The sequence below is a fragment of the Mediterraneibacter hominis genome, from assembly GCF_014287475.1.
Lineage (GTDB): Bacteria > Bacillota > Clostridia > Lachnospirales > Lachnospiraceae > Mediterraneibacter > Mediterraneibacter hominis.
The window spans coordinates 303,713-325,325 of record NZ_JACOPF010000001.1; the positions used below are offsets into that span (position 1 = coordinate 303,713).

Genomic DNA, 21,613 nt, shown 5'->3' on the forward strand with positions numbered 1-21,613 from the left:
AAAAGGTGTTTGCGGCTTATTTGAAAAAGAGTTGGAAAAATATGCTCTTTTATTTAGGGTTTTTGGGTATCCTTTATCTGGTGCTGTATCTATATAATATCAGGCAGGATGCATTAAGATATATGATTTTGCTTGGAGGATTCTTCTGTTTGTCAGCAGGAATGTTAGGACTTATACATTATCTTCGACATTATGAGAAAGTGGCACAGGCAGTAAAGGGACTGCCAGATGAGCTGGGAGAATTTCCGGAGTCAGAAGAAATAACAGAAGAAACTTACCAGAACAGACTGACGGAGCTGTTTGAGGACAAGAATGCACTGGAATCTAAAATGCGTATCGGATATCAGGAAATGCAGGACTATTATGGAATGTGGGTACACCAGATTAAGACACCCATTTCAGCAATGAACCTGTTACTTCAGACGATGGAAGAAAATAATGAAGAACAGAGAAAAGAGGCAGTGAAAGAATTAAAATTGGAATTGTTCAAGACAGAACAGTATGTGGAAATGGTACTGACCTATTTGAGAGTTGGAGATATTTCTTCTGATATGATGCTTTGCTGGTATAAAATTGATACTTTGATAAGGCAGGCTGTACGTAAGTATTCTCAGATGTTTATTTTAAAAAAGATAAAGCTGAATTATGAAGAGTGCAGACAAATGGTGCTTACAGATGAAAAATGGATGGTGTTTGTACTGGAACAGATTTTATCCAATGCCTTAAAGTATACGAAAAAAGGAGCTATTTCTATCTATACGGAGCCAGGTGAAAATTTGGAGGCTGGAAATGTTGCTGTGCACAAAAAAGGACAAGAGGAAAGTGTACACAGTGTACTTGTAATAGAAGATACGGGGATCGGAATCAGTAAAGAGGATTTGCCGCGGGTTTTTGAAAAAGGCTTTACGGGATATAACGGCAGACAGGATAAAAAATCAACAGGGATCGGGTTGTATTTATGTAAGTCAGTCTGTGAGAAATTAAACCATGATATTGCGATATATTCTGTGCAGGGAAAAGGAACGAAAGTAGTGCTGGGCCTTTCACGCAGAGAGCTTCAATGTGATGACTAAAAGATAAGTGTCCTGCTAAAAAGACAGCAACATTACAAAAATGTAAGAATCAGGATTTGAATTGTAAGGGAAGGTTATGGCAGATAGGCAGCGTATCTCTTTATAATTTAAGAAGATTCAGGAGCAGGATATATTTTGCAGCCTGATTCTTGAAAAATGAAAGAAAGGCGGGATACTATGGCATTATTGGATGTGAAAAATGTAAAGAAGATTTATACAACACGGTTTGGAGGAAGTAAAGTCCAGGCATTAAAGGATGTCAGCTTTTCTGTGGAACCGCAGGAGTATGTGGCAATCATGGGAGAGAGTGGTTCGGGAAAAACAACACTTCTTAATATTCTGGCTGCATTAGATAAACCGACCAGTGGAAAAGTCTATTTAAAAGGAAGAGACCTAAGCCAGGTAAAAGAGAAGGAAATGGCAGCGTTTCGCAGGCAGAATCTGGGCTTTGTATTCCAGGAGTTCAACCTGTTAGATACCTTTTCTGTGGAGGACAATATTTATCTTCCGCTTGTACTGGCGGGAAAAAAATATGAAGAGATGCACAAGCGTCTGCTTCCTATAGCAGAACACCTGGGGATTATGGACATTTTGAAAAAATATCCATATGAAGTATCAGGAGGACAGAAGCAGAGGGCTGCGGTTGCACGGGCGCTGATTATAAAACCACAGTTAATTCTTGCAGATGAACCAACAGGGGCGTTGGATTCCCGGGCTTCGGATGAATTGCTGAATCTATTTACGCAGATCAACCAGAGTGGGCAGACTGTTTTGATGGTTACCCACAGTGTAAAGGCGGCAAGCAGTGCCAAGAGAGTACTGTTTATCAAAGATGGACAGGTCTTTCACCAGATTTATCGAGGGTGTCAGACGAATGAGGAAATGTATCAGAAAATTACAGCTGCACTGACCGTCCTGACAACAGGGGGTGAACTGAAGTGAGTAAGGTGTTCTATTTTAAACTGGCATTTACAAATTTGAAGAAAAACCATAAAACATATATCCCGTATCTTCTGACTTGTATTATCACGATTATGATGTTTTATTGCCTAAGTGCCGTTTCGAGAAATTCCGGTCTGGATCAGATGAACGGAAGTGAAAGTCTGAAATGGATTTTAAAATATGCAGTCTGGACAACAGGAATTTTTGCTGTGATATTTTTGTTCTATACAAATAGTTTCCTTATCAGGCAAAGGAAAAAAGAATTCGGTGTATATCAGGTTTTGGGGATGGACAAAAGGAACTTAATAAAAATGGAGATCTGTGAGACTGTTATTACGACAGTTATCGGTCTGACAGTAGGACTTTTACTGGGGATGCTGTTCGGCAAATTGATGTTTTTGCTTCTCTTAAAGGTGGTGCAGTTTCCAGTACCGCTTTCCTATTCGGTGGAGCCTGTGGCACTTCTGCAAGGAACTCTTTTGTTTCTGGGGATTTTCGCGGCAACGCTTATTACGAATCTGTTTCAAGTAGGAAGGGTAAAACCGGTTGAACTGCTTAAAGGAGAAAGTATAGGAGAAAAGGAACCGAAAACAAAGTGGCTGCTTGTGCTGGTAGGAATCGTCACTCTTGCAGGGGGATATTATATTGCGCTTACGACAGAGGAACCACTGACAGCGATTCCAAAGTTTTTTATAGCAGTTGTGCTGGTAATCATAGGTACCTACTGCATGTTTGTGGCAGGGAGTGTTGCTCTTTTAAAGACGCTGAAAAAGAAGAAGAAATATTACTACAAGACGAGGCATTTTATTTCGGTTTCTGGTATGATATACCGTATGAAACAAAATGCGGTAGGACTTGCAAACATCTGTATTATGAGCACGGTTGTGTTGGTTCTGATAACCATGACGGTATCTTTATATGTGGGGATTGATGATGTGATAGCGACACGGTATCCTACAGATTTCAAGACAGAGATCTATATGCCTGAGGAAGGAGCGAAGGAGAGGGCAGACCAGATTGTAAAAGAAGAAGCTAAGACAGCGGATGTCATAATCAAGGATTTGGCAGAATACACATCTGGAAATCTGGCTTGTATGTTTGACGGCGGAAATGAGATAGTAGTAGATATGACGAAAGTAGATGAGAACTTTTCTACTTTGGCGGAGGAATACTGCCAGTTGATCTTACTTCCTGTTTCAGATTACAATGAGCTGGAGGGCACAGACGTGACACTTTCCGAGAATCAAGTTATGGTCTTTTCCTCCGGTTCTAAACCATATACCGCAGATACGCTGAAGCTGGGAGAAAACATGTATGAAGTAAAAGAAAAATTAGACAGTATGCGGATAGAAGAAGGGACCATGTCTAATGTGACCGGAAATATTTACGTGATTATGTCAGAAGAAACACAGATGGACAACCTGGTGCGGCAATACGGAATAGAAGGTGCCAATGCGTTAAGCTATAACATTGAATTTAATCTGGAAGGAAAAAAGGAAGCAGTAAGCAGCGCGATGAAAAAAATGGAAGGGAATATTTCTAACCAAATCGGAGAGAGCGCAAGGATAGAGATCCGTGAAGAACACAAGGCGGATTTCCTGCAAATAGATGGAGGGTTTTTATTCCTGGGAATTTTTGTAGGATCTCTGTTTTTGATGGCGACTGTGCTGATTATTTACTACAAACAAATTTCGGAAGGATACAGCGACAGGGACAGATACCAGATTATGCAGAAAGTAGGGATGGATAAACGGGAAGTTGTACGCTCTATAAAAAGCCAGGTTATGACGGTGTTTTTTTTGCCTCTTGCGGCGGCAGTGCTGCATTTGGGTGTCGCATTTAAATTGATGGCAAAGCTTTTGGAAATCATGTATTTGACGAATGTTCCATTACTTGCCCTCTGTACAGGGGCAACGGTTCTGGTTTTCGTGGTATTTTATGTACTTGTATTTGCTGTGACCTCCAGAGAATATTATAAAATTGTAAGATAAAAAGAATCATGGTATAATATGAGCACTTAGCGAGGTTTTTACGAGCTTAGTGCGAGTTATACCTGTTCCACTTGGCGAGGTATTCCGCGAGCCTGGTAGACATGGTATAATATACCCACTTAAGCCGGAGAAGGCAAAAAATCAGGAAAAATAAGGAGAAAAAGAAATGGGATTTCAATTAGAAATGAGTATTCCTGTGATGACTGTATTTTTTCAGGGATTGCTGAGCTTTTTTTCTCCCTGTGTGCTTCCGTTGGTTCCTTTATATTTGGGCTACCTCTCCGGTGGTGTTCAAGGAGAAAACGATTTTTCAAAGCACAGAGGAAAATTGTTGCTTCATACCATCTGTTTTGTCATTGGGATCAGTGTGTCCTTTTTCTTGATGGGAGCAGGTGTTTCAGCAGCAGGCAGTTTTTTGCATGAACATCAGATACTCTTTGCAAGAGTGGGAGGTATTCTAATCATCTTGTTCGGGCTGTACCAGTTGGGTGCTTTTGGAAAGTCTAAAGTGCTGGGAAATGAACATCGTCTGCCAATTCATTTGGACAGGCTGACTATGTCTCCTCTGACAGCGCTTTTGTTTGGAGTCACCTTTAGTTTTGCCTGGACACCCTGTGTAGGTCCGGCTCTGGCTAGTGTCCTTGTGATGGCAGGAAGTGCGCAGACACAAGCGGCAGGTTTTCTGCTGATCGGTGTGTATACAGCAGGCTTTGTACTGCCGTTTCTGGCGGTAGGCTTGTTTACGGCAAAGGTGCTAAGCTTCTTTAAAAAGCATGGAAAGGCAGTGCGTTATACAGTAAAAGCCGGCGGTGTTTTAATGCTGTTGATGGGCTTGATGATGTTTACAGGAAAAATGAATGTTGTGACAGGGTATCTGTCGGGTACAGGTACAAAGCAGGAAACAAAGGCGGAAGAAAATACAGGGCAGGAGAAAAAAGAACAGAGAGAGAAACGGGCAGACTATGATTTTACTCTGCGGGATCAATATGGAGAAGAACATACACTTTCTGAGTATAAGGGAAAAGTTGTGTTTTTAAACTTCTGGGCAACCTGGTGTCCTCCCTGTAAGGCAGAAATGCCAGATATTCAGAAATTATATGAAGAATATGGAGAAAATGGAAAAGAAGCGGAGGTAGTGATTCTTGGAATCGCCGCCCCAGGTTATGGAAATGAGACCGATGAAGAGGAAATCAGACAATTTTTAGAAGAAAATGGGTATACTTACCCTGTAGTGATGGATTCCAGAGGGGAAGTCTTTGCACAGTATGGAATTACTGCTTACCCGACTACCTTTATGATTGACAAAGAAGGGAACATTTTTGGGTATGTGCAGGGACAGCTTTCAGAAGATGTGATGCGAAGCATCATAAAACAGACGTTGGACGGGAAAAAGAGCGGCAGCAGGAAATAAACGGAAGGAAAGAAAGGAGAAATGTATGATCCGAAAATTAGAAAAGAAAGACAGGGAAGTATATATTAGAATGGCGTATGATTTTTATCATTCTCCTGCAGTCCTGCATCCTATACCGGATGCATGTTTTGAAAGGACGTTTGAGGAATGCATGCGTCCGGAAGGATATGCAAGAGGATATATTCTTGAATGGGAAGGAAATACAGCGGGCTACGGACTGGTTTCAAAAAGCTATTCACAAGAAGCAGGAGGATATGTATACTGGCTGGAAGAGTTATATATTCTGGAGGCGTACCGGTCTAAGGGGCTGGGAAGTGAATTTTTGCGTTATGTAGAAGAAACAAAGGAACCTCAGGTGACAAGGCTGCGCCTGGAAGTGGAGGAGGAAAATGTAAGAGCAATTGCTTTATATAAACGATGTGGGTATGAAGTGCTGAAATATGTACAGATGGTAAAAGACAGCCAGAGGGAGGATGTATGACGAAAGCTGACGAACGAAAAACAGAGGCGATAGAGCGTGTAAATGGAGGAGCTGGTTTCGTTATTAAGGAAGCGCTCTTAGATGCAGCACAACTGGGAGAGCACTGTAGTATGTTTTCAAGGGTGACTTTAAAGCCAGGATGTGAGTTAGGACATCACGAACACTATGGGGAGACCGAAGCCTATTACATTCTTTCCGGATACGGCATGTATGAGGACGATGGAATAGCACATAAGGCGGAGCCGGGAGATGTATTTTTCTGTGAGAACGGCAGAGGACATGGTATGAAAAACAATGGGAAAGAAGATCTCATTTTTATTGCACTTATATTAAAGGTGTAATACGTGTATACAATCCGAACAGAATTTCTTCTATTCTGGCATTGCAAGAAATACTACAATAATGCTATAATCTACTGTAGTATGTCAGCGTCAATGTTCTGGCGCTATGCCATGTCAAAAGAAGAAATATGAGTAGGTGACTGACTTGAAGAATAAAATCAAACGATTTGCAAAGGGAGATTTTCATATTCCTCAGCCGGAAATCATATTTCCGGAAACACGGATTATCATGCGTGTCGGAGAGGGAGAAGAATACAGAGGAAGCTTTTCCCTGCAAAATGAAGGAGAAGGAACAATCAGAGGGCTTGTATATCCCTCTTCTTTTCGTGTGCATTGTGACGAGCAGGGATTTGATGGAAATCCGGTAAATATTTATTATACATATGATGGGACGGGACTGGTTCCAGGACATGTAGAGCATGGCAAATTCACGATTGTCTGCAATGGCGGAGAGTTCGATATTGCATTTACTGCGATTATAGAAAAGCCGTTTGTTATGACAAGCTATGGGAAAGTACAGAGCCTGGAGGATTTTAAGAAGCTGGCTTTTAGAGACAGGGCTGAGGCTGAAAAGCTGTTCCGTTCCAGAGATTTCTATGAAATATTGAAATATGAGGATAAGCGGATTCAGGCTTTATATGACAATATGCGCAAATGGGAATTAAACCAGCATGCACTGGAGGAATTTCTTGTCGGCTGTAAACAGAAAGAAAAAATTTTTCTGACGTTGGAGGAAGAAAGTCGTGCCTTTATCTCTCTGGAGGAAGCCAGGAAAGAGACCTTTACCGTGAAAAAGAATACGTGGGGGTATCTGGAAATGGACGTGAGGGCAGAGGGAGACTTTCTTTCTGTAGAGCATACGCGGATCACGACAGAAGAATTTATCGGAAATTCCTACCGTTTGGAGTATTTTATTACAACTGAGAACCTGCATAATGGAAGTAATTTCGGACAGATCGTGCTGGAGACACCGTATGAAACCCTTTCTTATGAGATCGTGGTGGAGAAAAATGTAAAAAGAGATGAAGAATACAGAGCAGCAGATCAAGAGTTTGCAGGAATTATAAAAAGCTATTTAAACTATGAGGCGGGAAAGACAGATATCAATACATGGACGAAGGAGGCCTTGAAGCGGATTGAACATTTGCGTGATATAGACAGCAAAAATGAGGTGTATCTGCTGGTACATGCGCATATCTGCCTGCTTGGAAGGATGACGGAGGAGGCAAAATGGCTTTTAGAATCCTATAATTACAATCGGTTTGCAATTGGCAAGGATGTAGAGATGAGTTCGTATTATCTCTACCTTACTACACTTTTAAGCAATGACAGTATCGGACAGCGCCGGGTAGCAGAGGAGCTTTCAAAATCCTATATGAAACATCCGGAGAGCTGGAAGATTTTATGTATGCTTGTGAATGTGGATTCAGAATACAAGATTTACAGCGAGAGACTGCGGGCATTAGAAAAACAGTTCTATGAAGAAAAATCCCACAGTATTTGGTTTTATCTGGAAGCGTTCAAGTGTTTCCGCGATAAAAGTTCCTCTCTGAAAAAGCTGGGAATGTTTGAAGTAAGAGTACTTTTCTTTGCAGTAAAATATAAGATGATGACGAAGGAATTGGCTCTTTATACTGCGAATCTTGCAAGTCAGTTAAAAACCTTTGACAGGCATCTTTATGATACATTGGTGCTGTCTTATGAGATGTATGAGGAATCGATGATTCTGACAGCTATCTGTACGCTTTTGATCAAAGGAAACCGTATGGAAAGTACCTATTTTAAATGGTATGAAAAGGCAGTAGAGTCAGAGTTAAAGATAGCACAGCTTTATGAGTACTATATGGCGGCAGCGGATCCACATTATTTCAACAAAGCTTTGCCGCGTTCTGTGTATTTATATTTTATGCATGGAAATAATCTGGACTATCACAAATGCGCATTTTTGTATGCAAACTTAATTACATATGAAGATGAAGGAAGTGAAATCTATGCGCATTACCGTGATGAAATGGAGGCGTTTGCCTGGAACCAGTTGGATCGCAGACACATAGATGAACTGCTTCGGGTGATTTATAAAAGATTTATTGTGGAACGTTCTATGAATCCGGAGAGGGTAAAAGCGCTGTATGATATTTGCCATGCATATGAAATTACGACAAAAGTACCGAATATGAAATTTATCCATGTGATTGCAGAGGATGGCTCAGTTACGCAGAAGGTGCCATATACAGACAATGGAACGCAGGTCTTTTTATATGCAAAGACAGACAGGCTTGTATGGGAGGGAAAGGACGGCAGGCATTATACCGATTCAATCCCTTATGACAGCAGGCGTCTGTTCTATGAACTGCGATATATGGATATGTGCCGGAAGTTTATAAACGGACTGAAAAGGAGCAGGGAAGAAGAACAGGAGCAGGAGTTAAACCTTCAGGTTGTCAAAGCACAGGGAATGGAGAATTATTCGGAAGAGGAAATGTTTGGTTTATGCAGCAAAACGATTCGGGAGAGTAACTATGAATCTGATGACTTCTTGACCTATATATGCTTTGAATTATTTAAACGCGGACAGTATGACAAGGTGATATTGACCTATCTCGCAAATTATTACTGCGGCGCGACTTCTGATATGAAATGGCTCTGGAGAGAGGCAAGAGAATATGAAGTACATACACATAAACTGGCGGAGCGAATTCTGACACAGATGCTATTTTCTGAGGAGGTGTTCCAGGAAGCGGCAGTCTTTGAAGAATACTATGCAGAAGGCGCGTATTTTAGGTTACAGCAGGCATACCTGGCGTATATATCCAGAGAATATGTGGTGGAGGAGAGAAAGGTTGGGAAAAGCATCATTGACATAATCTGTCGGGAGTACGAGAAGGGTGAGGATACCATTGACATATGTAAAATCGCAGTCTTGAAATATTACGCACAGAGAGAATATAGTTCGCAGACACGCAAAACATTGAAAAAATTTCTTCAGGAATTGTGCGGAAAGCAGATCTATTTCCCATTCTTTTTACAGTATGAAAAGGATTGGCTGATTGAGCTGCAGCTCTGGGATAAGACGCTGATCGAGTATAAAGGGCAGAAAGGAAGTCGGGTAATGCTGTATTACCAGCTTCAAAAGGGCAGTATGGAGCCGGCAGATTATTCTACAGAAGTGCTTACACCTATGTATGAGAACCTGTATGTCAAAAAATTTGTATTGTTTGCCAATGAAAAATTAAAATACTATTTTAAAGAAACCATAGATGGAAATTCCTATCGCAGCAGTAAGGAAAGCTGTGAACGCGAGGCGAAAAAAGGGGAAGCCGGAAGATACGGGCGGCTCAACGATATTCTGTTGGAGGAAGAGAAGGAAAAGCAGCAAAAAATGATACGGGCCTACGCTGTGGAAGATGCGGTGGCGGCGCATATGTTTATACAATATTAAGGAGGCATTTTGCCTATGGGACAAGGCAGTATTATCGGGTATGAAATCAATGAAAAGACATGTCAGATCAGCTATTATAATGAAGAGGAATTAGAGCCCGATACATTGGAAGTTGATACGGATAATTACCAGATTCCGCTGATTATAGGAAAATTAAGAGATACCTGGGCATACGGTAAAGAGGCAAAAAGACTGGTTACGATCAAAGAAGGCTTTACAGTGACGCGGCTTTTAGATAAGAGCTTATCAGGGGAAAAAATTGAATTTGGAGAAGAAACGTATGACGCAGTATGGCTGTTGTCACAGTTTATCCAGATGTCATTGCAGTCTTTTCCGCAGATTGACGGAATTGTATTCAGCGTTCCTGTACTGACAGAGGAACTGGCACAGATGCTGCGTGGAATTGCGGTTCGTATGAATATCGATAAACGGCACATTTTTATACAGGATTACAAAGAAAGCTTCTGCAACTATCTTTTTTACCAGCCAAAAGAATTGTGGCAGTATGATGCAGCTTTGTTTTGTTGTGACAGAAATGAAATTAAGGCATATATGCTTAGAAGGCTGAGACCGGGGCTCGGAGGAGGAAAGACGACTTTCGTGACGGTCGACGAGGTTGCAAGCGCGCACATGAAAGAACTGGCGGCTGTGTATCCGGTATTAAATGAGGACAAGGCAAAAGAAGCGGATTTAATGTTCTGCCGGTTCATAGAAAGTGTATTTGACAAACGAATTGTATCTTCTGTCTTTTTGACAGGAGAGGGATTTGAAAATAACTGGTATCCCAAAGCGCTTAGAGTTTTGTGCAATGGAAGACGTGCGTTCATCGGAAATAATCTTTACAGTAAGGGCGCATGTTATACTGCATACCGGAAGTTGTTTATGCATATTGAAAATCCAGTGTATCTTTCTGAAGATAAGCTGACGGATCAGATTACAGTAAATATGCGGGTAGATGGACAGGAGATGTGGTATCCGATTGTTTCGTGGGGAGCACACTGGTATGAATCAAACAATCAGTGGGAAGTGCTGTTAGAAGATGTGGAGGATATCGAGTTCCATATAGAATCTTTGATTCAGGGAAGTTTAAAAACAGAGAAGATTTCACTGGAAAAGTTCCCTAAGAGAGCAGAATATTCTATGCGCCTTCAGATTGAGACATTGTTTTTGGATGAAAAAACCTGTAAGATAACAGTGCGTGATGCCGGATTTGGAGAATTCTTCCAGCCGACAGATTTTCAGGAGGAAAAAATCATACATTTAGGAGGAAATGATGGGAAGTTTAATTCTTTGTCATGATAAACACGCGACTCATCCATATGAAATTACGAGAATCCACTGTAAGATTTTTACACTGGAAGAACTTTGCTATTATCTGTGCAACAATCTCTATCTGATCGATTATACGATCATGAATCAACAGCTTTTAAGCTGGCTGGAGGAAGAACTTGAGATGACAGAACTGGCAGGACAGCTAAGGGATGTCATCCGTCTGAAGGGGTCTGTGGAAAAATTTGTACTGACAATTTTGAAAGCATCGAAGATTTACCGAGAGCCGGAGATGATCCGGATTCAGAATGTCCTCGAACATCTGAAAAATCAAAAAGATATTGAACGGCAAAAATATAAAGGGGATAACCTTTTAGAAAGCGGAGAAATTGAGGAGGCAATTCTTGTATATCAGGCAATTTTAAATGGGGAAAGAGATGAAAGCGTAGATGCAAAATTTTATGGAAAAATTTATGCATGTTTAGGCGCGGCATATGGCAGGCTGTTTTTATACCAGGAGTCTGCCAAAATGTATGACAGGGCATATCAAATTTGTGGGGATAAGGCATTATTGAAGCCATATCTTTACGCTTCCTATAAATATATGTCGTTGGAGGAATATCATATTCTGCTTACCAAGCACGAAGAATATGTAGAAGTCAATGCCCAGATGCGGCGGGAAATGGAAGAGATAATGAAAAAAGTGCCTGCAGAGCCAGGGCGTGAATGGATCGAGAAATGGAAGCGGAGGCACAGGAGAAGCCATACCTGATAAAAGGTTTGACAGAGTGTCAGAAATATGATACTATATCCACATATTTTAGCGTGGTAAAGTAATCAATTACTAATATGATAAAGCACCACGGCAAGGAGGATATGTATGATGAAGAAAAAAATAGCGTGTATGTTTGCGGCAGTTTTGACAGTCTCTGTCGTGGCGGCAGGATGCGGCAAGACAACAGAAGGGCAGTCAGATGGAAATGAGGATAAGAAAACAGAAAGCACATCTGATTCAGTCACAAATGGCGGGAACACTTTTGTAGTAGGTTTTGACGCAGAGTATCCGCCATATGGGTATATGGATGATAATGGCGAGTACACCGGGTTCGATCTGGAACTTGCACAGGCAGTCTGCGACATCGAAGGCTGGGAGCTGGAGAAAAAGCCAATTAACTGGGATTCTAAAGATATGGAACTGAATTCTGGTTCTATCGACTGTATCTGGAACGGATTTACTATGAACGGCAGAGAGGACGACTATACGTTTTCCACTCCTTATGTGGATAACAGCCAGGTAATCGTTGTATCGGAAAGTGCAGGAATAGAAAATCTGGAAGATCTGGCAGGAAAAGTAGTGGGAGTACAGGCGGCTTCCGCGGCTTTAGATGTATTGAACGGCGACCAGAAGACATTGGCAGATACCTTTGCTTCCTTGAATGAGTTTGCAGACTATAACACTGCATTTACAGAATTACAGGCAGGTGCGCTGGATGCTTTGGCGATAGATATCGGTGTGGCAAAATACCAGATCAATTCCCGCGGGGACGGATATGTAATTTTAGATGAAACACTGAACAAAGAACAGTATGCAATTGGATTCAAAAAAGGGAATGATGAACTGTGCGAAAAGGTAAACGCAGATCTTCAGACACTTACAAACGACGGAACAGTTGCGAAGCTGGCAGAAAAATATGAGATTGCCGATATGGTGACTTTGAAAGCAGAATAAAGAAAAATGCAGTGCAAATTGCAGGGCGTATCGTGCAAAACATTCCCCTCGGAGGCCTCCGGGGGGCATACTTGTGTCTGGGAGGATGTTACATGAGTTTTGAGGTAATGTTAAGACAATTATTGGAAGGATTTGGACAGACGTGTCTGATTTTTTTCCTGACTTTGGTATTTTCACTTCCTTTGGGAATGGTTGTATACTTTGGAAGAGTATGCAGGATAAAGCCAATCAGCTGGCTGGTGAAGATTTACATATCCATTATGAGAGGAACGCCTCTTATGCTTCAACTGCTGGTTTGGTATTTCGCTCCATTCTATCTGTGGGGCATGAATATCGGAGGATATAAGCTGACTGCTATTTTAATCGGATGCTCCTTGAATTATGCGGCATACTTTGCGGAAATCTACCGTTCTGGTATCGAATCTATACCCAAAGGGCAGTATGAGGCGGCTGCACTTTTGGGCTATTCCAGACAGCAGACATTTTTCAAGATTGTTTTGCCGCAGGTGGTGAAAATTGTTTTGCCGTCTGTGACAAATGAGGTGATTACGCTGGTAAAAGATACCTCTCTTGTATATTCCTTGTCCTATGTCGAAATGTTTGCTGTGGCAAAGCAGATTGCGGCAGCGCAGACGACTGTGCTTCCATTTTTTATCGCCGGTGTATTCTACTATATATTTAACTATGCAGTTGCCGGAGTGATGGAACTGTTTGAGAAACGTCTGGATTACTATCGATAGGAGGCAGATGATATGAAACTTCTGGAAATGAATCATATAAAGAAAGCGTTCAACGGCGTACAAGTAATAAAGGATATTTCTCTTTCTGTGGAAAAAGGAGAGATTCTCGCGATTATCGGCCCTTCGGGGTCTGGGAAGTCGACGCTTTTGCGTTGTGCGACGATGCTTGAAACGATAGATGACGGAGAGATACAGTATCTTGGCAGGAGGGCGGCATGGGTAGAAGGCGGAAAACCCGTATTCCCAAAGAAAGAAGAAAGAAAGGAAATACAGTCCTATTTTGGTCTGGTCTTCCAAAATTTTAATTTGTTTCCCCATTTTTCTGTGATGAAGAATATTACAGATGCTCCGCTGAAGGTACAAAGACGTGGAAAAGAGGAAGTATTTGAAGAAGCAAGACGGCTTTTGAAAAAAATGGGACTGGAGGACAAGGAGAATGCGTATCCATATCAGCTTTCGGGAGGACAGCAGCAAAGAGTTTCGATTGCGCGGGCATTGATGATGCATCCGAATATTTTGTTTTTTGATGAGCCAACCTCTGCGCTGGATCCGGAGCTGACAGGTGAAATCTTAAAAGTAATTAAAGATCTGGCAGCGGAGCATATGACAATGGTGATTGTCACACATGAGATGAGTTTTGCCAGAAAGGTGGCAGATCATATTATTTTCATGGACAAAGGCGTCATTGCGGAAGAAGGGACGCCGGAGGATGTATTTGGATCAAAGAATGAAAGAATCAGAGAATTTCTTGGAAAATTGACATCAGAAAGATAATAAATAGATGGTTATATATAAGTAAAGCTTATTAAACTGCGAGAAAATAAATAATGAGAGATACGCGGATAAGGCGGCGGGAATATTGATTTTCCCTCCGCCTTATATTATAATCAGAAATGCAGCAGGAATGGAAGTGGTCAGGCTTTTCTGCCTGCATTGAACCTTGTATTTTAGAAAAAAGAAAGGGACAGGTGTAAACATATGAAAAAATTAGAACAGCTTTATGAAGGAAAAGCAAAGAAAGTATTTGCCACAGAAGATCCGGATATTGTAATCGTAGACTATAAAGATGATGCAACTGCATTCAATGGAGAGAAGAAAGGAACGATTGTAGGAAAGGGAGTTATTAATAACCGGATGACAAATTATATTTTCCAGATATTGGAAAAGGAGGGCGTTCCGACTCATTATGTAGAGGAATTAAGTGATCGGGAAACAGCGGTGAAAAAAGTAGAGATTGTACCGTTAGAGGTAATTGTAAGAAATGTAGCCGCAGGAAGCTTTTCTAAGAAGCTTGGCATTGAAGAAGGAAGAAAATTGTTGGCACCGACCCTGGAATTCAGCTATAAAGACGATGATCTCGGCGATCCGATGATCAACGATTATTTTGCGATTGCCATCGGCGCTGCTACGCGCGAAGAGATTGATAAAATCACGAAATATACATTTAAAGTAAATGAAGTGATGAAGAAATTTTTTGATGAAGCAGGAATTGAGCTGATTGATTTTAAGATTGAATTTGGAAGATACCACGGGGAGATTATACTGGCGGATGAAATTTCACCGGATACCTGCCGTCTGTGGGACAAAGAGACGCATGAAAAGCTGGATAAAGACCGTTTCCGCAGAGATATGGGAAATGTGGAGGATGCATATCAGGAAGTATTTAAACGGATTGGTATCAAATAAGGCAGTGCGTATATGCTGCGTTGAAAAAGCGGCGGGCAGGTACTTAGTTAAGAATAGGAGACACATATGAGTAATGAACGTTATGCAAGTCCTCTGTCAGAGCGTTACGCCAGCAGAGAGATGCAATATATTTTCTCTCCGGATAAGAAGTTTAAGACATGGAGAAGACTATGGATAGCTCTGGCGGAAACAGAGAAAGAGCTGGGATTAAATATTACAGAAGAACAGATAGAAGAATTGAAAGAGCATGCCGAGGACATTAACTATGACGTGGCGAAAGAACGGGAAAGGGTTGTGCGTCACGATGTGATGTCACATGTATATGCCTATGGTGTACAGTGTCCTAAGGCAAAGGGGATTATCCACCTCGGAGCGACCTCCTGCTACGTAGGCGATAACACAGACATCATTATTATGTCTGAGGCATTAAAGCTGGTGAGAAAAAAATTATTGAATGTAATTGCGGAATTGGCAAAATTTGCGGATGCTCAGAAGAGCCAGCCGACGCTTGCTTTTACGCATTTTCAGCCTGCACAGCCTACAACGGTGGGCAAGAGGGCAACACTTTGGCTGCAGGAGTTTGAAATGGATCTAGAAGATCTGGATTATGTACTTAGCAGCTTGAAAATGCTGGGTTCTAAAGGTACTACAGGTACCCAGGCAAGTTTTTTGGAGCTTTTTGACGGAGATCAAGAGACAATAGACAAGATCGATCCAATGATCGCAGAAAAAATGGGATTTAAGGCATGCTATCCGGTATCTGGACAGACCTATTCCCGAAAAGTGGATACAAGAGTATTAAATGTGCTGGCTGGAATTGCAGCCAGTGCCCATAAGTTTTCAAATGACATCCGTCTGCTGCAGCATTTAAAGGAAATTGAGGAACCATTTGAAAAAACGCAGATTGGTTCTTCAGCGATGGCTTATAAGAGAAATCCTATGCGCAGTGAAAGAATTGCATCTTTGTCGCGCTATGTTATGATTGATGCATTGAATCCTGCTATTACATCTGCAACGCAGTGGTTTGAGAGAACTCTGGATGATTCCGCGAATAAACGTTTAAGTGTACCGGAAGGCTTTCTTGCAGTGGATGGGATTTTAGACTTATGTATGAATGTAGTGGATGGACTTGTTGTATATCCGAAAGTAATTGAAAAACGCCTTATGTCGGAGCTGCCGTTTATGGCGACAGAAAATATTATGATGGATGCGGTGAAAGCAGGAGGCGACAGACAGGAATTGCATGAAAGAATCCGTGAACTTTCCATGGAAGCCGGCAGAAATGTAAAAGAAAAGGGTGAGGAGAACAATTTACTCGAATTGATTGCAGAGGATCCGGCGTTTAATATGACTCTGGAAGAACTGAAAAAGACAATGGAGCCATCCAGATATATAGGGCGGGCGAAAGAGCAGGTGGAAGCGTATCTAAAGAATGTAATTTCCCCTCTCCTTAAAAAAAATGAAGATGTACTTGGAATGAAGGCAGAAATTCATATATAATTCCAAAGCAGACCAGAGATTTAGAAGAGATGAATTTTGTGCAAAGGAATGTTGCAAATGATTGCGGCATTCCTTTTTCTTATGCTAATTTTTAATAGGTGTTTTAGTGAAATAGGAAAGGTATAGGTGAAGTGTATGGAACATTGTGAAAAGTTTTACAGCAGATTGAATTTAAGAGAAATGTATGTCCGGCTGCTGGGAGGAATTCTTACGGCAGTATTTTTGAGTATTCTCTCTTTAGCGGCACATGAGTTTACAGAAAATTTTACGAAAGGAATTCATGAAGGAGATGACAGAGCAAAAGCAGACAAAGAGGCAGAGATAACAGAAGAGAAAGTTCTGTTTACAGATTTGTATGGGATGATGGAGTCCGCAGTCAGTACAGCTTCTGGAATGATAAAGGCGGATCGTTATTCAGATATAGCAGCAGATTCTCCTGCTTTGCCGGCTGAAGCTACATATGTGCCGGAAGCTATTCCAGTAAATGAAGAAACTGTGACAACAGATATTGTGACGGAGGTACCAGTTGAAAAAGATGAAGAGAGCATGGTTCCTGAAATTCCCATTACTCCGGAAACCGATGTTCCATTGGAAAATCCAGATGGCGAAAACGGTGCTGGAACTGTTGTTTCAGTGAATGGATTTCTGGTAGATGAAGCTGGCATGATCTATGGAATCGAACCAGGAACGGAGATTCTTTACGACGGTTATCTTCTCAGCCTTCCACAAGAAAATGTAAATGGAATCAGAAAAGGTGCGTTTGCCGATATTTCTGCGGGAGCAATAGAAATGTATATTCCGGAAAATATCACGAATATTGAGGCTGGCGCATTTATCGGATTAAATGAGCTGGAATGGATAGAGACAGCACCTGGAAATGAAAGCTATGCAAGTCGGGATGGAGTTTTAGTCACATCTGATTTGAGCTGCATTGTTGCATTTCCAAGTGGAAGAATAGAAACATATATTGTTCCGGAGACAGTAACGAGATTTGAAGATGATTCCTTCTTTCATACCTCTCTTACCAAAATCGACATGAGATTATGTGGAATAGTAGAAATTGGAACCTCCATATTTGGAGAAGGAAACGGAACGGGAATTACAATAACAGTGCCGGAAGGAACGGAGGAGATTTACCAGAATGCGTTTCTGTGTTATGATGTGACGGTGGAAAGTGCATTTTAATTTCATCTAAGGGGGTGTGCCGATGGATTATAAGCTTGTTATCCGTACAGCGGTCCTGGCGGGGGAACTGATGTTGTTAAGCGGAGCAGAGACATACCGGGTAGAAGATACCATGAATCATATACTCAAGACAGCTCATACAAAGACGGCAGAGGCGCTTGTATTTAGGACGGGGATTCTGGCTACAATTGATAATCCTGATATAGAGCCGGTTACAATGATGCGGCGGGTAAAAAATTCTGGTACAAATTTGAACCGGATTATGCAGGTGAATGATATTTCACGAAAATACTGTGCGGGGGAAATGCCGTTGAAGGAGGCGTATGAACGACTTGGCGGTATTCAGAAGAAGCAGTATAAAACAGGTATTTATAATCTGGCTACACTGATTATTCCGGCGGGATTTGCGCCCCTGTTTGGAGGACAGATGCCGGAGATACTTCTGTCTGCGGCGATGGGAGCTTTGCTGGCGCTGATCATCACTGTGGGCAAACGGTGGAATGTAAATGGATTTATATTAGATACAGTATCGTCCTTCATGGTCGCAGCGGCAGTGTTTCTCCTGGGCGCTAAAATATCGGGTGTGGATTTGGACATTGTAATTATCAGTGCAATTATGCCGCTTGTGCCGGGGGTGGCAATCACAAATGCTGTCCGAGATATTTTACAGGGAGACTACATGTCTGGCAATGCAAGAGTGTTAGAAGCATTTCTGACGGCAGCAGGGATCGCCATCGGTGCTGGAGCTGGCATGTGGATTGCAGGAGTGATTATAGCGGGAGGTGTACGGTGATGAGTCTGCTCATTGGTGTGGCGGGATGCTTTTTCTCGGTTACGGCATTTGCGATATTGCTGGAAACTCCGAAATCATATTTGATTCATGCAGGGGGAGTTGGTGCGGTAGGAGGCTTTGTGTATCTATTGGGAACAAAAAATGAACTGGGCGTTGTATTTTCTTCCTTTTTGTCTGTATTAGCTATCGCGTTTTTGGCACACTTGTTTGCACGTATATTTAAAGAGCCAGTTACCGTATTTTTAATTGCAGGGATTCTACCCACGGTTCCCGGGGCCGGAATGTACAGGACTGCATATTATCTGATTCAGAATGACAGCGAAAAAAGTGGATATTACTTGCTGCAGACATTAGAGATCGCAGGGGTGATTGCTCTGGCGATTTTCATTATGGACACGTTGTTTAAAATAGTGGGGAAAAGAGAAAAAAAGGTATAAAAATGTAACAGTTCAGCCCGCGCCATTCGTAAAACCGCACTGCGTGCTTATCGTGGCTGCCGCCACCGTTTTACTCATTGATGGGCGCTAAGCTCATACAGATGTACGCTCGCAAAAACATGCAGGCATGTTTTATGCTTCCTGCACACTGTATGGCTTAACTGTTACATAAAAATCGGCTTTTTTGTTTGTTGAACTATCCTTTTACATGTTCTATAATATGAATGAGGAACGGGGCTTCTCGTGTCCCTGGCTGCTTAGAAGAAGCAGGGTGGTGTTTTTTCAGTCAAGAACAATGGAGGGTACTATATGGGGGAAAAGAATATACTTCAGGTTCTGAAAAACAGCAAGTATACAGTAGTATTGACAGGCGTGGAAATGATGATTGAGAATGGATACCCGGCATTAAGAGATGGTTTTGCTTCCTATGATGTGGAGAAAAAGTATGGGTATTGTCCGGAGGAGATTTTAAGCAGTGTATTCTATGCAACACGTAAAGAACTCTTCTTTCAGTTTTATAAAGAAGAGATATTAAAGGCGGCGCAAAAAACTCCGGGAACAGGGTATGTAAGCCTTAAAAAGCTGCAGGATCACGGACTGATACAGACAATCATTACGAAGCGGATTTTCGGATTGGAAGACAGGGCAGGCTGCTTAAATGTAATAAACTTACATGGAACGATTTATACGAATGTATGCCCCAAATGTGGAAAAAGATATTCTATGGAATATATCAGGAATACAAAAGGAGTTCCACTCTGTGAAGTGTGTCTGGCTCCGATACGGCCTAAGGTATGTTTGTTTGGGGAAGCGGTGGACAATTCCGTGATAACAGAAGCAGCAATGGAAATGGAACGGGCAGATGTGATACTTGTATTGGGCGCCCCCGTCCATGCGCCGATGTGTCAAATGCTGAGACAGTATTATGAAGGAAATCAGTTCATTGTCGTAAAGTCATCGGAACATTTTTCAGATACACAGGCAGATATATGCATACATTCCAGATGTGATGTATTTCTGGAAAATCTGGTAAAAGAATATGAAAAAAGTTGTCAAGGTACAGAATAGCTGATAAAATACCAGTTTATAGTAAAATAAAACAGAAGGTGGAGAAAGAACGATGGATAGAAAAGTAAGAACAAGATTTGCTCCAAGTCCTACAGGAAGAATGCATGTCGGAAATTTGCGTACCGCATTGTACGCATATCTGATTGCAAAGCACGAGGGCGGGGATTTTATTTTAAGAGTGGAGGATACGGATCAGGAACGGTTTGTAGATGAGGCACTCGACATTATTTACCGCACAATGGAAAAGACAGGGCTTCACCATGATGAAGGACCGGATAAGGATGCCGGATATGGTCCCTATGTACAGAGTGAACGGTGCGCACAGGGAATCTATCTGAAATATGCAAAACAACTGGTAGAACAGGGAGACGCATATTATTGCTTCTGCGATAAAGAACGGCTGGAATCTTTAAAAACCTCTGTTTCAGAGGACGGAACAGATATTGTCGTATATGACAAGCATTGTCTGGGATTAAGTGCGGAGGAAGTACAGGCAAATTTAAAAGCAGGCAAACCCTGGGTAATTCGGCTCAATGTACCGAATGAGGGAACAACAACCTTCCATGATGAGATATATGGAGATATTACAGTTCCAAATCAAGAACTTGATGATATGATACTGATTAAATCAGACGGATTTCCAACTTATAATTTTGCGAATGTGGTAGATGATCATCTGATGGAAATCACCCATGTTGTAAGAGGAAATGAATATCTGTCGTCTGCGCCGAAATATAACCGCCTGTATGAGGCGTTTGGATGGGAGGTACCGGTATACGTACACTGTCCTCTGATTACAGATGAAAATCATAAAAAATTAAGCAAACGCTGCGGCCACGCTTCTTATGAAGACTTGATAGAACAGGGATATGTATCAGAAGCGGTTGTCAACTATGTGGCCCTGCTTGGCTGGTGTCCGACTGACAATCGGGAAATCTTTTCTCTAAAAGAGCTGGTGGAAGCGTTTGACTATCGCCATATGAGCAAGTCTCCGGCCGTATTTGATACGGTAAAATTAAAATGGATGAACGGAGAATACTTAAAGGCGATGTCATTTGAACGTTTTTATGAGATGGCAGAGCCTTATATCAAGGAAGTCATAACAGCAGACTATGATTTGAAAAAAATAGCAGCTCTTGTTAAGACGAGAATCGAAACCTTCCCCGATATAAAAGAGCAGATCGATTTCTTTGAGAGCGTGCCGGACTATGATGTGGCATTATATACGCATAAGAAAATGAAAACGAATCCGGAAAATGCACTGGCGTTTTTGCAGGAAATTTTACCGGTGCTTAAGGAGCAGGAGGATTACAGCAATGACGCTCTGTTTGAGGTGCTCAAAGCATATGCCACAGAACATGGATATAAAATCGGTTATGTGATGTGGCCGCTTCGGACTGCCGTATCAGGCAGACAAAATACGCCGGGCGGAGCGACAGAGATTATGGAAGTACTTGGAAAAGACGAGTCACTCAAAAGGATCCGCGCGGGAATCGAAAAACTAAAAGCATAAAGGAGAAACAAATAA

Annotated in this window: 19 protein-coding genes; all 19 read left to right on the forward strand. The window is 41.7% G+C overall.

Annotation, left to right across the window (positions count from 1 at the left end; genetic code table 11):
* Positions 1-41: 41 nt before the first annotated feature.
* The 19 genes from H8S37_RS01385 to gltX all read left to right on the forward strand — a co-directional run bounded on the left by H8S37_RS01385 (position 42) and on the right by gltX (position 21,598).
* The gene (locus tag H8S37_RS01385; RefSeq protein WP_243207035.1) at positions 42-1,073 is read left to right on the forward strand and encodes a sensor histidine kinase; all 1,032 of its coding nucleotides are present in this window, start codon (positions 42-44) and stop codon (positions 1,071-1,073) included.
* Positions 1,074-1,250: 177 nt separating this feature from the next.
* The gene (locus H8S37_RS01390; RefSeq protein ID WP_186874270.1) at positions 1,251-2,015 is read left to right on the forward strand and encodes an ABC transporter ATP-binding protein; all 765 of its coding nucleotides are present in this window, start codon (positions 1,251-1,253) and stop codon (positions 2,013-2,015) included.
* On the forward strand, positions 2,012-4,006 hold the full coding sequence (locus H8S37_RS01395; RefSeq protein ID WP_186874271.1) for an ABC transporter permease: 1,995 nt from the start codon (positions 2,012-2,014) through the stop codon (positions 4,004-4,006). Before H8S37_RS01390 ends, H8S37_RS01395 begins: the two co-directional genes overlap by 4 nt.
* A 166-nt stretch (positions 4,007-4,172) precedes the next feature.
* Positions 4,173-5,417, forward strand: a complete 1,245-nt coding sequence (locus H8S37_RS01400) for a cytochrome c biogenesis protein/redoxin (RefSeq protein ID WP_186874272.1) — start codon at positions 4,173-4,175, stop codon at positions 5,415-5,417.
* A gap of 25 nt (positions 5,418-5,442) precedes the next feature.
* A complete protein-coding gene (locus H8S37_RS01405; protein WP_186874273.1) occupies positions 5,443-5,898 on the forward strand; it encodes a GNAT family N-acetyltransferase in 456 nt (151 codons plus the stop codon).
* Entirely contained in the window at positions 5,895-6,239 is a 345-nt protein-coding gene (locus H8S37_RS01410; protein ID WP_186874274.1) for a cupin domain-containing protein, read from the forward strand. Before H8S37_RS01405 ends, H8S37_RS01410 begins: the two co-directional genes overlap by 4 nt.
* 145 nt (positions 6,240-6,384) lie before the next feature.
* A complete protein-coding gene (locus H8S37_RS01415; RefSeq protein WP_186874275.1) occupies positions 6,385-9,678 on the forward strand; it encodes a DUF5717 family protein in 3,294 nt (1,097 codons plus the stop codon).
* A 15-nt stretch (positions 9,679-9,693) separates the two neighbouring features.
* Entirely contained in the window at positions 9,694-10,977 is a 1,284-nt protein-coding gene (locus H8S37_RS01420; protein WP_186874276.1) for a DUF5716 family protein, read from the forward strand.
* A complete protein-coding gene (locus H8S37_RS01425) occupies positions 10,952-11,719 on the forward strand; it encodes a hypothetical protein (protein WP_186874277.1) in 768 nt (255 codons plus the stop codon). Before H8S37_RS01420 ends, H8S37_RS01425 begins: the two co-directional genes overlap by 26 nt.
* 111 nt (positions 11,720-11,830) lie before the next feature.
* The gene (locus H8S37_RS01430; protein ID WP_186875728.1) at positions 11,831-12,676 is read left to right on the forward strand and encodes an amino acid ABC transporter substrate-binding protein; all 846 of its coding nucleotides are present in this window, start codon (positions 11,831-11,833) and stop codon (positions 12,674-12,676) included.
* Positions 12,677-12,768: 92 nt separating this feature from the next.
* Positions 12,769-13,416 carry an amino acid ABC transporter permease gene (locus H8S37_RS01435; protein ID WP_186874278.1) on the forward strand — a complete coding sequence of 216 codons (648 nt, stop codon included), beginning with the start codon at positions 12,769-12,771 and terminating at the stop codon, positions 13,414-13,416.
* Between the two features lie 12 nt (positions 13,417-13,428).
* Positions 13,429-14,190 carry an amino acid ABC transporter ATP-binding protein gene (locus H8S37_RS01440; protein WP_186874279.1) on the forward strand — a complete coding sequence of 254 codons (762 nt, stop codon included), beginning with the start codon at positions 13,429-13,431 and terminating at the stop codon, positions 14,188-14,190.
* Positions 14,191-14,394: 204 nt separating this feature from the next.
* The gene (gene purC, locus H8S37_RS01445; RefSeq protein WP_186874280.1) at positions 14,395-15,102 is read left to right on the forward strand and encodes a phosphoribosylaminoimidazolesuccinocarboxamide synthase; all 708 of its coding nucleotides are present in this window, start codon (positions 14,395-14,397) and stop codon (positions 15,100-15,102) included.
* Between the two features lie 66 nt (positions 15,103-15,168).
* Complete coding sequence (gene purB, locus H8S37_RS01450; RefSeq protein WP_186874281.1) at positions 15,169-16,602, forward strand: adenylosuccinate lyase; 1,434 nt, start codon at positions 15,169-15,171, stop codon at positions 16,600-16,602.
* A gap of 135 nt (positions 16,603-16,737) precedes the next feature.
* The gene (locus H8S37_RS01455) at positions 16,738-17,787 is read left to right on the forward strand and encodes a leucine-rich repeat protein (RefSeq protein WP_186874282.1); all 1,050 of its coding nucleotides are present in this window, start codon (positions 16,738-16,740) and stop codon (positions 17,785-17,787) included.
* Positions 17,788-17,809: 22 nt separating this feature from the next.
* On the forward strand, positions 17,810-18,580 hold the full coding sequence (locus H8S37_RS01460) for a threonine/serine exporter family protein (RefSeq protein ID WP_186874283.1): 771 nt from the start codon (positions 17,810-17,812) through the stop codon (positions 18,578-18,580).
* Positions 18,580-19,017 carry a threonine/serine exporter family protein gene (locus H8S37_RS01465; RefSeq protein WP_186874284.1) on the forward strand — a complete coding sequence of 146 codons (438 nt, stop codon included), beginning with the start codon at positions 18,580-18,582 and terminating at the stop codon, positions 19,015-19,017. The genes H8S37_RS01460 and H8S37_RS01465 overlap by 1 nt, the downstream gene beginning before the upstream one ends.
* Before the next feature lie 309 nt (positions 19,018-19,326).
* Positions 19,327-20,085: an SIR2 family NAD-dependent protein deacylase gene (locus tag H8S37_RS01470; RefSeq protein WP_186874285.1), complete on the forward strand. Its 759-nt coding sequence runs from the start codon at positions 19,327-19,329 to the stop codon at positions 20,083-20,085.
* A 52-nt stretch (positions 20,086-20,137) separates the two neighbouring features.
* Entirely contained in the window at positions 20,138-21,598 is a 1,461-nt protein-coding gene (gene gltX, locus H8S37_RS01475) for a glutamate--tRNA ligase (protein WP_186874286.1), read from the forward strand.
* Positions 21,599-21,613: the final 15 nt, after the last annotated feature.